This window comes from Polaribacter vadi, from assembly GCF_018861005.1.
GTDB lineage: Bacteria > Bacteroidota > Bacteroidia > Flavobacteriales > Flavobacteriaceae > Polaribacter > Polaribacter vadi_A.
This window is the reverse complement of sequence record NZ_JAHKQL010000004.1, coordinates 353397-368507: the sequence shown is the minus strand read 5'-3', so window position 1 is coordinate 368507 and position 15111 is coordinate 353397. Positions and strand designations below refer to the sequence as shown.

Sequence of the window (15111 nt, the reverse complement as noted above, 5' to 3'; positions counted from 1 at the left end):
AAAATTAACAAATTATGTCTGTAAAAATCAGATTACAAAGACACGGAAAAAAAGGTAAACCATTCTATTGGATCGTTGCTGCAGATGCCCGTGCAAAAAGAGATGGTAAATACTTAGAAAAAATTGGTACTTACAATCCTAATGTAAACCCAGCAGAAATTAACTTAGATGTTGATGGTGCTGTAAAATGGTTACAAAATGGTGCGCAACCAACTGATACTGCAAAAGCAATTTTATCTTATAAAGGTGCTATGTTAAAGAATCATTTAGTTGGTGGTGTAAGAAAAGGTGCTTTAACAGAAGAGCAAGCAGAAGCTAAATTTACTGCTTGGTTAGAAGAAAAAGCAGCTAAAATTTCTGCAAAAGAAGAAGGTTTAAGCGCAGCAGAAGCTGATGCAAAAGCGAAAGCTTTAGCAGCTGAAAAAGCGGTTAACGAAGCAAGAATTGAAGCAGCAAAACCAGCTGTAGAAGAAGTTGCAGAAGAAGCATCTGAAGAAGTTGAAGCAGCAGCTGAAACTATTGATGAAGCAGCAGAAAAAGCAGCAGAGTAAATTATAAAGTGATACGATAATGCGTAAAGAAGAATGTTTTTATTTAGGCAAAATCGTAACTAAATATAGTTTTAAAGGTGAGGTTGTTATCAAATTAGATACAGACGAACCTGAGTTGTATAAAAATATGGAATCAGTTTATGTCGAATTTGGCACAAATCTGGTTCCATTTTTTATTGATAAAAGTTCTTTACATAAAGGCAATCAATTACGTGTTCAATTCGAAGATGTGTATTCTGAAGAAGAGGCAGATTCAATTTTAAAATGCGGAGTTTATTTACCTTTAGACTTATTACCAAAATTATCTGGAGATAAATTTTACTTTCACGAAGTGATTGGTTTTAAGGTTGTTGATGTTAATTTTGGCGAAGTTGGAAATATTGTTCATATCAATGATAAAGCAGCACAACCACTTTTTGAAATTGATAGAGATGGTAAAGAAATCTTTATTCCAATGATTGATGATTTTATCAAAAAAGTGGATAGAGAAAACAAACAAATACAAGTTGAAACTCCAGAAGGATTAATCGAATTGTATTTATAAATACAACTTGTCTTTTTTAAGATGATGTTGCTACAGTTTACAAAAAGAGAAAACTTCTACAGTTATTACAAAAATTAGAGAGGTGTCTGAGTGGTCGAAAGAGCTACCCTGGAAAGGTAGTATATGGGTAACTGTATCGAGGGTTCGAATCCCTTCCTCTCTGCAAATTTATAATGAAAAAAAATATAATTACAGAACCATAATAAATTGCTGTCTTCCTAATTTATTAGAAATTTGTTGCTATAATGATGATTTTTAAGCTATTTTGTTTTAAAATTTAATTTAAGGTTTTAGTAGATTCTCTTATAATTAAATCTGTTTCTAAAACCACTTCTTTATGAGCAAATAGTTTATTCTGTTTTTTTGCTTTAATTTCTTTATATAATAATTTGAATGCATTTTTACCCATATCAAATCCAGGTTGATTAATAGTTGTTAATGAAGGAGATATTACAGAAGACATAAACCAATTACTAAAACCAACAATACTTATTTCTTCAGGTACTTTAACACCTAATTTTACAAACTCTGTCATTGCTCCAATGGCAACTAAATCTGTGTTAATAAAAATACCATCTACATCTTTATGGTCTTTTAATAATTGTCTTGCATTTTCCTTTCCTTCTTCAAAACTCATATCTCCACATTCATTAACGTAAACTAAAGAAGGGTCATACTTTATGTTATTATCTAGTAATGCTTTTTTATAACCCAGAAATCTGTCAATAGAATTTTGAGGTAATAAAGCTCCCCTAAAATGAGCAATTCGTTTACAGCCAATATCAATTAAATGTTGAGTTGCGGTATATGCGGCTTTTCTATCATCAATAATTACTTTAGAACATTTTACAATTTTAGCAATTTTATCAAACATTACCAGTGGTGTTTCTTGCTCAATTATATCTGTTAAATGTTTATAATCTCCTGTGCCATTTGCTAATGAAATTAAAATACCATCAACTCTTTTACTTAATAATAAATCTACTTGCTTTTTTTCTAACTCGTAAGATTCATCAGATTGAAGAATAATTACTAAGTATCCTTTTTTTTCTGCTTGAGAAATTATTCCTTTAATAACACTAGAAAAAAAGTGGTGCACAATTACAGGGATAATTAAGCCAATTGTTTTAGACTCCTTTGTTCTTAGATTTACGGCAAAAGAATTTGGTTTATAATTTAATAAAGAGGCAGTTTCTCTAACTAGTTTTCTTGTTTTCTTACTTACATCTGGGTATTCTTTTAAAGCTTTAGACACTGTAGTAATAGAAATACCTAATTCTTCTGCTATTTGTTTGAGCGTAACCATAATAATACTTTAATATTGATTTAATTGTATGCTTTATTACCTTGCAAATATAGTAAATTAACTTTTTCGAAAACCTTTTCGGAAAATCGAAAACGTTTTCGATTTATTTTATTCATAAAATATTTGATTCAAACTATATTTTTGCTAAGAAACTAATTATAATTTTATTAAATTCACATTAAAGATGAAAAAACAAATAAAAATTAAATTTACAATGTTGATGATGATTTTACTGTCAACAACAGCTTTTGTTGCTCAGTCAACAATTTCTGGTAATGTAAAAGATCAAAGTGGAAATCTTATTCCTGGAGCAAGCATTATATTAAAGGAAAACGCTAAGGGAGCTATTACTGATTTTGATGGTAACTACGAAATTCAAAATGTTACCAATGGTACTTACACAATTATAGCCTCATATATTGGTTATGATAGTTTTAAAAAAGAAATAACAATAAATGGTAATTTAAAGTTAGATATAATAATTAAAGAAAATGCACAATCTCTAGATGAAATTATCGTTACTGGAGTTGTAAATCCTAAATCTAAAATAGAATCTAGTATATCTGTTTCTACAGTTGGTGTAAAGCAAATGGAACAGGCTTCACCAAGATCTGCAGGAGAACTATTTAGAAGCATTCCTGGTATTAGAGCAGAATCTTCTGGAGGTGAAGGTAATGCAAACTTTAATGTACGTGGTGTGCCAGTTTCTTCTGGTGGATCTAGGTATTTACAATTACAAGAAGATGGACTTCCAATTATGTTATTTGGAGATACTTCTTTTGGTAATGCAGATAATTTTTTAAGAATAGATTCTAATATTGGAAGAGTAGAAGCTATTAGAGGAGGTTCTGCTTCTACACAAACATCTAATGGTCCTGCAGGTATTATTAATATGATTAGCAAAACAGGTAAAATTGAAGGTGGTACAATAGGTGCAACTTATGGTTTAGATTTTCAATCAACAAGGTTAGATTTCGAATATGGAACGCCAATAGGTGAAGGATTATATTATCATATTGGTGGTTTTATGAGAACTGGGGAAGGACCAAGAGATATAGGTTACCAAGGTAATAAAGGTGGGCAAATAAAAGCAAATATTACTAAAGAGTTTAAAAATGGTTACGTACGTACTTATTTTAAATTTTTAAACGATAAATCTGTAATGTATATGCCAATGCCAGTGAGTTTAACAGGAACAAATTCTGACCCTACTTTTGGAAATCTTCCTGGATTTGATATTACTAGTGATTCCCCTCATTCTGTAAATATTCAAAATACGTATAGTGTGTATGATGGAAATGCTACTCAAAATGATATGAGAAGTGGTAATAACCCTGTTAGTAAATCTATTGGTGCAGAATTTTCTTTTGATTTAGGTGATGATTGGAAAGTAAACGGAAAAGCAAGATATTCTAATAATTCAGGACAATGGAATGCTCCATTTACGGCAAATGTTGGTACAGTTGCAGATATAGAAGCTTTAGTAAGAGGTGCTTCTGGTGCAACAGGTGCTTTAACTTATCAAGATGGTACAGCTTTTAATCCTGCAAACGGCTTGGCACAAGATTTAAGATATTTTGATGTAACTATCGAAGATTTAAGCAACTTTTTTAGCGATGTAAAAGTTACAAAAGCAATAAATGATAATATTGGTGTAACTGTTGGTATGTTCTCTGCTACACAAAACACTAAAATAGGTTGGCAATGGAGTTCTGCAATTTCTGAAGTTGCAGGAGATGGACAAGCAAGATTAGGTGTTTTCGAAGATTTTTCTCAAGGAGGTGCCTATTCTTATGGTCAGCCAGTTTGGGGTAACTGTTGTCAAAGGAAATATAATACAGTACACAACGTAAACTCGCCTTATGTAGGGGTAGATGCTGAAATTTCTGAAAAGTTAAACTTTGATGGTAGTGTTCGTTTTGAAAATGTAAATGTAAACGGAACCATAAATTCTGGACAACTAAGTAATTTAGATGCAAATGGAGATTTAATCGGTTTCGATTACAATAGCGATGGTGTAATTAGTCCTTTCGAATCTACAATACCAACAATAGCCGGTAATCCAGGACAAGCAATAAGCGACGACTATAATTTTGTTTCTTATTCAGCAGGTTTAAATTATAAAATAAATGATGGTGCAGCCGTTTTTGGTAGATATAGTAAAGGTGCTTCTGGTAGAGCTGCAGATAGAAATACTTATGGATCAGATGGTTTAGGAGATGTGCAATTTGATGAAATTTCTCAATTTGAAGTTGGTTTAAAAAAGAGATTAGATAATGGTGTTTTAAACGTAACAGGTTTCTTAAGTAATACCGATGAAGGAATTAGTAACGAATTAAACAGAACAGTAGGAAACCCTTTTAAAGCTTTAGGTTTAGAAGTTGAATCAGCATATAGATTTGGTGATTTTAGTTTGAATGGTTCTGTTACGTATACGAAAGCCGAAATTGATGGCGGTGCAAATGAAGGTAACAAACCAAGAAGGCAAGCAGATTTTGTATATAATATAGCTCCAACCTATTCTTTTGGAGCTGCAAAACAACACCTTTTAGGAATCACAATATTAGGTACTTCAGAGTCTTTTGCTCAAGATGATAACGATTTAGTAATGCCAGGTTATGCATACGTAAATGCAGTAGCAAAAGTGAGTTTAACTAAAGGTTTATCTTTAAGTGTAAATGCAAATAACTTATTTGACACAATAGGTGTTACAGAAGTTGAAGGAAATGGAAATATAGCCTCTGGATTAGCAGCAGCTAGAACAATTTCTGGTCGTTCTACAACAATGACGCTTCAATACAGTTTTTAAGACAAAAGTTTTTTATTGTTTATTAATATGAATGAAAAATGGAGCCAATGCAAATACATTGGCTCTATTTTTAAAAGTTAAAAATTTCGTCTCATTACAACTAATTTCTAAAATAAATTTGATTATGAAAAAATTAATGATTGTTGTTCTTTTATTATCAACACTTCAAATCAATTGCCAAGAAAAAGGCGAGATAAACAAAAGTTCTAAAACAGAAAAAATAATAGTATATGGTAGTGATAGTTGTCACTATTGTATAGATACTAAAACTTTTTTAAAAGAAAAAAATATAGAGTTTACGTATTATGATATTGATATAAATAAAGCAAAAGAACAAGAAATGTTAGTTAAATTAAAAAAAGCTAATATACCTGTGTATACTTTAAGTCTTCCCGTAATAGATAATAAAGGAGATGTTTTTTTAAATACCGGTAATTTTAAGGAATTTCTAAAACTACTGCACAAAAAAATCGAATAGTTATGAAAATTAAAAAACCTACTTTAAGCTTTTGGCAAATATTAAATATGAATGTTGGATTTTTCGGAATTCAATATAGCTTCGGACTTCAGCAAAGTGCAGTTACACCTATTTATGATTTTTTAGGAGCTAGTCCAGACCAAATTCCGATTCTACATCTTGCTGGTCCAGTAACAGGTTTATTAGTACAACCTATTATCGGAGCATTAAGTGATAAAACTTGGAGTCCTAAATTTGGACGTCGTAAACCTTATTTCTTAATTGGGGCAATTCTTTGCAGTTTAACACTGTTTGCTTTTCCTTTTAGTAGTTCTCTATGGATGGCTGCTGGTTTATTATGGATTTTAGATGTTGGTAACAATACAGCTATGGAGCCTTACAGAGCTTTAATTGCAGATAATTTAGAAGAAAAGCAACAGCCTTTAGGTTTTCAGATGCAAAGCTTTTTTACAGGTTTAGGTCAAGTACTCGCAAATTTATCATTATTTATATTTCCATTAATTTTTATTGGCACAACAGGCTCTTTACCAACTTGGGTATATGCATCTTTCTTTTTAGGCGCAGTTTGTTCAATAGCCACAATTTTATGGAGTATTAAAAAAACAAAAGAAATACCTCCTACAAAAGAAGAACTAATAAAACTGAAAGAAAAAAGAAGTGTTTTAGAACCTTTAATCGAAATCTTTTCAGCAATAAAAGATATGCCAAAAGTAATGTGGCAATTAGCATTGGTTTACTTGTTTCAATGGTATGCCTTATTTTGCTATTGGCAAAACTCCTCTAAAAGCGTTGCATTATCCGTTTGGAAAGCAACTCCAGATAACAAAGAATTATATAGTGAAGCCGTAAGTTGGACAGGTTTAGTAAATGGATGGTACAATGTAGTTACCTTTTTAGTTGCCTTTGCGTTAGTAGGTTTTGCAAAAAAATACAGTCCTAAAAAAGTACACGCATTTTGTTTAATAATCGCAGCAATTGGTTTTTTAGCATTTCCACATATAGAAAACAAAAACTTATTATTTTTTGCTATAACTGGTTTCGGGATTGGTTGGGCAAGTATGATGGGAATACCTTATTTAATGGTAGTTTCAGATATTCCAAAAGAACGATATGGCGTTTATATGGGCATTATTAATATGATGATTGTAATACCTATGATTATACAAACGGTTTCCTTTGGTTACATCTTAAAAAACTTTTTAGGCAATGACCCCAGAAATGCAATCACTTTTGCTGGAGTTTTATTAGTCTTAAGCGCAATTTTTACACTTTTTATCAAAAGTAAAAATCAAGTAAAACAATAACAACAAAACAATATTTTGAAAAAAGATAATAAAGAAATAGATATATTATGTATTGGTGAAGTCTTAATCGATTTTATTGGTCATCAATCTGATGTATTAATAAATAATACTAGAGATTACCATAGATATTTAGGAGGCTCACCTACAAATGTGGCTATGAATACTGCTAGATTAGGTTTAAAATCTATAATGATTTCTTCAGTTGGTAATGATGGTTTTGGAGAGTATATTTTAAAACGACTGAATGAAGTTAATGTAAATACAGAATATATAAAAAAACTAGATGATAAAGCTACAAGTGTAATTTTTGTATCTAAATCTAAAGGAACTCCTGATTTTATTCCTTTTCGCCAAGCTGATTCTTATATAACAGAAGATCAGATTGCTACAGATACTTTAACGAATACTAAAATTTTTCATACCACTTGTTTCGCCTTAAGTAAAGGCCCAGCACAGGCTACTATTTTAAAGAAAGCAGAAGAAGCATTTAATTTAGGTTGTAAATTAAGTATCGATTTAAATTACGCTAAAAAGTTGTGGAAAAGTCAAGAAGAAGCACTAAAAGTGATAAAAACCTACTGCAGTTTTAATCCGTTAATAAAAATTAGCGAAGATGATATGTTGCGTTTATTTGAAAAGGAATTAGCTCATCAAGAAATTTTTGAGTTTTTTCATAATCTTGGCGTAGAAACAGTTTGTTTAACTTTAGGAGAAAATGGTGTAAAATTATCAGAAAAAAATAAAAAAATTATTCAATTACCTGCCATAAAAGTTGAAAAAGTAATGGATACAACTGGAGCAGGAGATGCTTTTTGGTCAGGTTTTTTATTCGCTTATATTAAAGAAAAACCAATTCAAGATTGTTTACAAGTAGCTTTAAAATTAGCAGCGTTAAAACTTCAAAATGTAGGAAGACTGCCAGAAAATATCAATATTTTATCTAAACTTTTATAGTAACTAAATTATGAAAAAAGAAAGTAAAATAATTTCTAATGGAGTAATGCTAAATGCATACCCAGATAGTATTGGCAGTAATTTAAGTGATACAATTGCAATGCTTAAAATGCCAGAATTTAAAGATGTATTTTCTTTATTTTATGTGTTGCCCACTTTTTTTAATAGTGATTTAGATAGAGGATTTTCTATTATAGATTACAATTTAAATAAAGATCTAGTTTCTAAAGAAGATTTAAAAGCATTAGAAGAATTGAACATTATGCTGAAATTTGATATTGTTTTAAATCATTTATCAGTAGCTTCTCCTCAATTTAAAGATTTATTAAAAAACGGAGAAAAGTCTAAATACAAAGATTTTTTCATCAACTGGAATACTTTTTGGGAAGGCAATGGAACTAAAAATGAAAATGATATTGTAATTCCAAATAAAGAGTTTTTAGATAAGTTGTTTATGAGAAAATCTGGACTTCCAATTTTAAAAGTTCCTTTTCCTGACGGATCTGAAAAACCGTATTGGAATACTTTTTATCAAAATATACAATACAACGAAATTTCTAGTAAAGATATTAGTGAAATTTCCCCCCAAATTTCTCACAATGCTGAATTGATTTGTAACAAAATCAATTTAGCTATTACTAATAATTTAGACTTAAATTCGTTAGATTTCGAAGATTGTAACGAATATAAAGAAGAAATTTTATCAATTGTAAATAGAAAAGCAACCTATTTAGGTCAAATGGATGTGAATGCAAAATCTGAATTGGTTTGGGAATTTTACGACGAAACACTGGCCAAAGTAAAAAGTTTTGGATGTAAAATATTACGTTTAGATGCTTTTGCATACTTGCACAAAGAAATTGGGCAAACCAATTTTTTTAACAAACCTGGCACTTGGAATTATTTAGATCGAATTAATGAAATTGCAAAGAAAAACGATTTAATTCTACTACCAGAAATCCACGCAGAATATGGGTTAAACTTGCATAATGAAGTTGCTGAAGAAAATTATCAAATCTATGATTTTTTTCTACCTGGTTTAATGATTCATACTTTAGAAACGGGTAATAATAACGCACTTTTACGTTGGATTTATGAAATCATAGAAAAAGATTATAAAACCGTGAATATGTTAGGTTGCCACGATGGTATTCCGGTTTTAGATTTAAAAGGAAAAGAAGTAAATGGCATTTACAATAAAGGTCTTTTAGAAAATGAAGAAATAGAAACCATAATGAATACCATTATGGATCGTGGAGGAAGAGTTAAAAACCTTTATGACCCATCAGGTAAAAAAATTTCTTACTATCAAATTAACGCAACTTTTTTTAGCGCTTTAGGCGAAAATGAACAAAAATTATTATTGGCAAGAGCCATACAAATGTTTATGCCTGGTATTCCACAGGTTTGGTATTTAGACATTTTTGCTGGTAAAAATAACTATGCAGCTGCCGACAAAGGAGGTTCAGGAGGTCATAAAGAAATAAATAGAACTACGCTTACAAATAATGATATAAAAAACGGGTTAAAATCTGATATTGTAATAAATCAACTTAAAATAATGCGATTAAGAAATACATTAAAAGCATTTTCTGGAGATATTAATATTTTAAATAAATCTTCTGATATTTTAAGTATAGAATGGCAAAAGAAAGATTCTTGGGTATATTTAGAAGCAAACTTAAAAAATTATAATTTTAGTATTTCTTATTTAGATAAAGGTGTAAATCATAAATTAGTTTTTTAATTGCATTAAATGAATAAAATGTAAGAAAGTTTTGTGGATTTTTCCTCCAAAAAAAAAGTAGAATTTTAAATCTTTATTTAAAATTCTACTTTTTTATAATTGAAGTTATTACTTGTTTATATATTTTCTTCCTTTAAAATATCGTAGTTAAATTCAATATTTATCCACTCAGATCCATCACCAGTTTTGCTTTCATCAATAATCAATTCATCATCAACATAAATTTTTAATGAAAGTTGTGTAGGAATAGAGTTTTTTCTATAAATATTTCCTTGAATAAATCTAAAATCGTAATCATCTAAAGTAATAACTACAGGTATTGCGTTGCCAGATGAATCATAATTAAACAGATATTCATTTAAAATATGTTTGTCTTCAATATAGTCATAATAATTAATCTGTACTGCGTCATTTTCTTGCAATGTATTTACTTCTATTCTAACTGTTTTATCTAAAACTTCTGTAGTTTCTTCTTCTGTTTGTATAGTGCCAGTAGTACAACTATAAACAACAAGTAGTAAAAGAAATAATCTCTTCATATTAAATGATTTTAGGGTAATGTACAAAAATACTGCAAACAGTGTAAAAATAAGAATTATTAGAAATAAATATTGTTAATTTTGCAGAATGAATTCAATTTTTAAATTTAAAGAATTTTCAGTAAATCAAGATAAAACAGCTATGAAAATTGGCACAGATGGTGTTTTGTTAGGTGCTTGGTGCACTGTAAATTTTTACCCAGATTCAATTCTAGATATTGGTTCTGGCACTGGTGTTGTTGCGTTAATGTTGGCACAACGTTCTGATGCAATGACTATAGATGCTGTAGAAATAGAAGAAAATGCATACGAACAATCTGTAGAAAATTTTGAGCAATCTGATTGGGGAGATCGTTTGTATTGTTATAATGCCACTTTTCAAGAATTTGCTGATGAAATTGCTGATGAAGAAGAAACTTATGATTTAATTATTTCGAATCCGCCTTTTTATACAGATGATTTTGAAACCCAAGATAAAGCAAGGAATAAAGCAAGATTTACAAGTTCGCTATCTTTTGAAGATTTACTATCTGGAGTTATAAAAATCTTATCTAAAAACGGAAAGTTTACAACAATAATACCTTATAAAGAGGAAGTGAATTTTATTAAACTAGCCAATATTAAAGGTTTGTTTCTAAATAGAATTTGTCAAGTTCAAGGCAATCCTGCATCAGAAATAAAAAGAAGTTTGTTAGAGTTTTCTTTTATTGAAACCGCACTAAATAAAGAACTTTTAATTATAGAAACCGAACGTCATCAATACACCAAAGAGTATATTAATTTAACCAAAGATTTTTATCTTAAAATGTAAATTATTCATCAATTGTATAATTAAAATCTACATGTGCCCATTCTAACTCTGTACCAATACTTTCGGTTTCAAAGTGCAAAACTTCATCAATATAAACTTGAACTTTTAAAGAAAATTCTAAATTATTTTTTCTGTAAGCTTCACCTTCAATTGTGTTATATGTGTAATCATTTAATGTAATAACTATAGGTTCTGGGTTACCTTCATCATCATAAGTAAATTGCATTGGCCCATAAACCCATTCAGACAAATCAAAATCATAATAAGATACCATTATTTCATCGAATTCTAATTGAGAAGTGGTTAGTACTATTTCTATAGTTTTTGCTGTAACTTCTATTTCATCATCTATTTCTTCAATGGTTGTATTTGTGGTGCAAGAAGTATATAATGTTATTAAAACTATTGTAGTTAAGTGTTTTAGAAATTTCATAAGTTGTCTAATAAAGTTTGTTGTTTTTAATTAGACACCAGTAAAATAAAAAAGTTTGATTTTTATTTTAAAAACTTTATTGTTGATTTTTTAACCCATTACATGATTAGGATTATAACCCAAATATTCTACATTTCTTTCTTTAAATTTAATACCATAATTTTCGAGTTCCTTTAAAATAGGCTTATAAACTTCTTTGGTTATGGGTATTTGAACTCCAGGAGTTTTTATTTCTCCTTTTAAAATTTTTAAAGCCGCAATTGCAACAGGTAATCCCACAGTTTTTGACATGGCTGTATAGGTCTGATTTTCGCCTTCAACAACCAAACTGCTTTCAATTTGGAGTTTTTTACCATGAATTTCATAACCAAAAAGGTGCTGCATTACAATCATATCTTTATCGTTTTCTTGTAAAGTCCAAGAATCTTCTAAGATTTTCTGTAAAATTTGAGCAGGTGTAGCGTTTTTAAGTGCTATTTTTTTCTTCGGATTAAAAAGATCAAGTTCAACTAATTTTTCCCACATAATATCATCTTGATCAATTTTTAAATAAGAACGTAATTTTAATTCTACAGAATCTGAAGGAGAATAAGCTAAAAATAAGTTTGTAAAATCACGATAACTCATATACTCAGAATCTTCTATGGTATAAGAATCATCAGTCATACCCAACTGAACAAAAATGTTCCAAGCCCTAGAAAAACCAACTCGTCTAATGGTTCCTCTGTACATAGTTGGTATATCATCTAAACCATAAACACTTCTATATTTTAAAGAATCTCTATTGGCATAAGCTTCAAATTTTTCGTTATCAATTTTTAAAAATTCTGTTCTTCGAAACAATTTATGATATGGAATGTATTTATAAGTACCTTCTTGTATAAACATGGCAGCTCCTCCTTGGCCAGCCAAAACTACATTTCTAGGATTCCAGGTAAACTTATAATTCCATAAATTTGAATCACTTTCAGGGGTAACCAAACCACCACAAAAAGACTCAAACAACAACATTTTAGCACCACTTTCTCTAATTCTATCTATAACTTGCATAGCACTCATGTGATCTATTCCTGGGTCTAAACCAATTTCATTCATAAAAACCAAACCATTTTCTTTGGCGGCATTATCTAGTGCTTTCATTTCTTCGGATACATAAGAAGCTGTAACCATATGTTTTTTAAGTTTGATACAATCTTTGGCAACTTCTAAATGAAATCTTGCAGGTAACATCGAAATTACAAGATCTGCTTTTTCGATTTCTTTTTCTCTTTGATGCGTATCAAAAACATCCAAGATAATTGCCTTAGCATTTTTATGATTGTTGATTAATTTTAGCACATTTTCTGTGGATATATCTCCAATAGTTAATCTTAAGCTTTCTTCATCAGATTTATCTAATAAATATTTAATTAAAGCTGAGCTCGATTTTCCTGCGCCAATTATTAGTATATTTTTCATAAAAGAAAGCTGTATTTTTGTTTTAAACGAAGATAATATAATTGTTTAAAAATTAACAAAATCATTAAAAAATGTTTAAAAACTTAGTAATTACTTGTTTTTTAGGTTTATCAGCAGTTATTTTAGGTGCTTTTGGTGCTCATGCTTTAAAAGAAACTTTAACTGTTGCTGAGTTACAAAGTTTCGAAACTGCAGTTCGTTATCAAATGTATCATACAATTGTTTTGTTATTTGTAAATATGTATGTTGGGTTTTCTATCAAACAAAAAAATACAATTAGTTACTTTTTTTTCTTAGGAATTCTTTTTTTCTCAGGCTCTATTTATTTAATTCAATTAACAAAAATTACAGCTAAATCAATTTGGTTTATAACTCCTTTAGGAGGATTATTCTTTATAATCGCTTGGATTTCAATGATTATAATATTCTTAATAAAAAATAGGAAGAATTAAATAATTCGTAAAAGTTATATAATAAATGGGTTGTTTTAAAATATTCATTAGTTTTGTTACTTATAAAAACCAAAAAATATTGATATGGTAGATACAAATACGAAATCGATTTCGTTAAATAGTCTAGGAATTAAAAATGCAACAATTCGTTATCAATTAACTTCTAGCGAATTACACAAAGAAATTTTAGAAAAAGATTTAGGAGTAGAATCATCTTTAGGCGCAATTGCTATAAATACGGGTGAATTTACAGGTCGTTCTCCTATGGATCGTTTTATTGTAAAAGATGCAATTACAGAAAATGAAGTTTGGTGGAGCAAGATAAATTTACCCTTTGAACAAGATAAATTCGATAAATTATATAACAAAGTTGTAGATTATTTATCTGAAAAAGAAGTTTTTGTAAGAGATAGTTATGCTTGTGCAGATGAAAATTACAAATTAAATATAAGAGTTGTAAACGAACATCCTTGGAGTAATATGTTTGCTTACAATATGTTTTTACGACCAACAGAAGAAGAGTTAGAAAACTTTACTCCAGAATGGACCGTAATTAATGCACCAGGTTTTATGTCTGATGCTGAGGTTGATGGAACTCGACAGCACAATTTTGCAATTTTAAATTTCACAAAAAAAATTGCTTTAATTGGTGGTACAGGTTATACAGGCGAAATTAAAAAAGGAATTTTTTCTGCTTTAAATTTCATTTTACCAATGTATAAAAACACTTTGCCTATGCATTGTTCTGCAAATGTTGGTGCAGCTGGAGATACTGCTATTTTCTTTGGTTTATCTGGTACAGGAAAAACAACGTTATCTACAGATCCAAACAGAAGTTTAATTGGTGATGATGAACATGGTTGGACAGCCGAAAACACCGTTTTTAATTTTGAAGGTGGTTGTTATGCAAAAGTGATTAACTTATCTCAAGAACAAGAACCAGAAATTTTTGCAGCAATTAAAAAAGGAGCCATTTTAGAAAATGTTGTAATGGATGATAATGGAGTTGTCGATTTTTCAGACACTTCTATTACTCAAAATACTAGAGTTAGTTATCCTATTTATCATATAGATAATATAAAAGAGCCTTCTATTGGCGAAAATCCGAAGAATATTTTCTTTTTAACTGCAGATGCTTTTGGTGTTTTGCCTCCAATTTCAAAATTGACTCCTGCACAAGCTGCCTATCATTTTATTTCTGGTTATACAGCAAAAGTTGCAGGTACAGAAGCAGGTGTAACTGAACCAGTGCCAAGTTTTTCAGCATGTTTTGGAGCGCCTTTTATGCCTTTACACCCAACAAGATATGCAGAAATGTTAAGCAAAAAAATGACAGATGCAGGTGTAAATGTTTGGTTGATAAACACAGGTTGGTCTGGAGGTAAATATGGTGTAGGTAGAAGAATGCCATTAAAATACACAAGAGCCATGATTACTGCTGTTTTAAATGGAGATTTAGGTGATTATAGATACGAAGATTACCACATTCATTCTGTATTTGGTGTTGCACAACCAAGATCTTGTCCTGGTGTGCCAACAGAATTATTGAGTCCAAGAGCAACTTGGAATAATGATGAAGCTTATTATGAAACTGCGTTTAAATTATCGAATGCATTTAGAAATAATTTTAAACAATTTGAAGATTTTGCTAATGAAGAAATTCGCAGAGGAGGACCTCAAAGATATGCGCATTAATTTTTAGTAATGTTTGTTTAGACAAAAAAC

Annotated in this window: 14 protein-coding genes and 1 tRNA gene; 11 read left to right on the top strand and 4 right to left on the bottom strand. The window is 29.8% G+C overall.

Annotated features, from left to right (window positions below; all coding sequences use genetic code 11):
- Positions 1-14: 14 nt before the first annotated feature.
- The 3 genes from KO506_RS04260 to KO506_RS04250 all read left to right on the top strand — a co-directional run bounded on the left by KO506_RS04260 (position 15) and on the right by KO506_RS04250 (position 1258).
- Positions 15-551, top strand: coding sequence for a 30S ribosomal protein S16 (locus tag KO506_RS04260; RefSeq protein WP_215993643.1), 537 nt, complete (start codon positions 15-17; stop codon positions 549-551).
- A 19-nt stretch (positions 552-570) separates the two neighbouring features.
- Positions 571-1095 carry a ribosome maturation factor RimM gene (rimM, locus tag KO506_RS04255; protein WP_215993642.1) on the top strand — a complete coding sequence of 175 codons (525 nt, stop codon included), beginning with the start codon at positions 571-573 and terminating at the stop codon, positions 1093-1095.
- Between the two features lie 76 nt (positions 1096-1171).
- Positions 1172-1258 (top strand) — tRNA-Ser (locus KO506_RS04250).
- A gap of 114 nt (positions 1259-1372) precedes the next feature.
- Here KO506_RS04250 and KO506_RS04245 read toward each other — a convergent pair.
- A complete protein-coding gene (locus KO506_RS04245; RefSeq protein WP_215993641.1) occupies positions 1373-2401 on the bottom strand; it encodes a LacI family DNA-binding transcriptional regulator in 1029 nt (342 codons plus the stop codon).
- Positions 2402-2585: 184 nt separating this feature from the next.
- Between KO506_RS04245 and KO506_RS04240 the strand changes: the two genes are divergently transcribed.
- From KO506_RS04240 to KO506_RS04220, 5 genes are read left to right on the top strand one after another with little or no spacing between them, the layout of a single operon-like run.
- Complete coding sequence (locus KO506_RS04240) at positions 2586-5210, top strand: TonB-dependent siderophore receptor (protein WP_215993640.1); 2625 nt, start codon at positions 2586-2588, stop codon at positions 5208-5210.
- A gap of 31 nt (positions 5211-5241) precedes the next feature.
- A complete protein-coding gene (locus KO506_RS04235) occupies positions 5242-5688 on the top strand; it encodes a glutaredoxin family protein (RefSeq protein ID WP_215993639.1) in 447 nt (148 codons plus the stop codon).
- Positions 5689-5690: 2 nt separating this feature from the next.
- The gene (locus KO506_RS04230; RefSeq protein ID WP_215993638.1) at positions 5691-6992 is read left to right on the top strand and encodes an MFS transporter; all 1302 of its coding nucleotides are present in this window, start codon (positions 5691-5693) and stop codon (positions 6990-6992) included.
- A 15-nt stretch (positions 6993-7007) separates the two neighbouring features.
- Positions 7008-7946, top strand: coding sequence for a carbohydrate kinase family protein (locus KO506_RS04225; RefSeq protein ID WP_252726779.1), 939 nt, complete (start codon positions 7008-7010; stop codon positions 7944-7946).
- A gap of 10 nt (positions 7947-7956) precedes the next feature.
- Complete coding sequence (locus tag KO506_RS04220; protein ID WP_215993637.1) at positions 7957-9693, top strand: alpha-amylase family glycosyl hydrolase; 1737 nt, start codon at positions 7957-7959, stop codon at positions 9691-9693.
- A gap of 116 nt (positions 9694-9809) precedes the next feature.
- Here KO506_RS04220 and KO506_RS04215 read toward each other — a convergent pair whose 3' ends face one another.
- Positions 9810-10232, bottom strand: a complete 423-nt coding sequence (locus KO506_RS04215; protein ID WP_068356002.1) for a hypothetical protein — start codon at positions 10230-10232, stop codon at positions 9810-9812.
- Positions 10233-10320: 88 nt separating this feature from the next.
- Between KO506_RS04215 and KO506_RS04210 the strand changes: the two genes are divergently transcribed.
- Positions 10321-11043, top strand: coding sequence for a tRNA1(Val) (adenine(37)-N6)-methyltransferase (locus tag KO506_RS04210; protein WP_215993636.1), 723 nt, complete (start codon positions 10321-10323; stop codon positions 11041-11043).
- A gap of 1 nt (position 11044) precedes the next feature.
- Here KO506_RS04210 and KO506_RS04205 read toward each other — a convergent pair whose 3' ends face one another.
- Together KO506_RS04205 and KO506_RS04200 are read right to left on the bottom strand one after the other, a co-directional pair.
- A complete protein-coding gene (locus KO506_RS04205; RefSeq protein WP_215993635.1) occupies positions 11045-11476 on the bottom strand; it encodes a hypothetical protein in 432 nt (143 codons plus the stop codon).
- Positions 11477-11566: 90 nt separating this feature from the next.
- Positions 11567-12934, bottom strand: a complete 1368-nt coding sequence (locus KO506_RS04200; protein WP_215993634.1) for a saccharopine dehydrogenase family protein — start codon at positions 12932-12934, stop codon at positions 11567-11569.
- Between the two features lie 71 nt (positions 12935-13005).
- On the opposite strand from KO506_RS04200, the gene KO506_RS04195 reads away from it, so the two are divergent.
- Together KO506_RS04195 and pckA are read left to right on the top strand one after the other, a co-directional pair.
- The gene (locus KO506_RS04195; protein ID WP_215993633.1) at positions 13006-13386 is read left to right on the top strand and encodes a DUF423 domain-containing protein; all 381 of its coding nucleotides are present in this window, start codon (positions 13006-13008) and stop codon (positions 13384-13386) included.
- An 84-nt stretch (positions 13387-13470) separates the two neighbouring features.
- Complete coding sequence (gene pckA, locus KO506_RS04190; protein ID WP_215993632.1) at positions 13471-15081, top strand: phosphoenolpyruvate carboxykinase (ATP); 1611 nt, start codon at positions 13471-13473, stop codon at positions 15079-15081.
- The last annotated feature ends 30 nt before the right edge of the window (positions 15082-15111 follow it).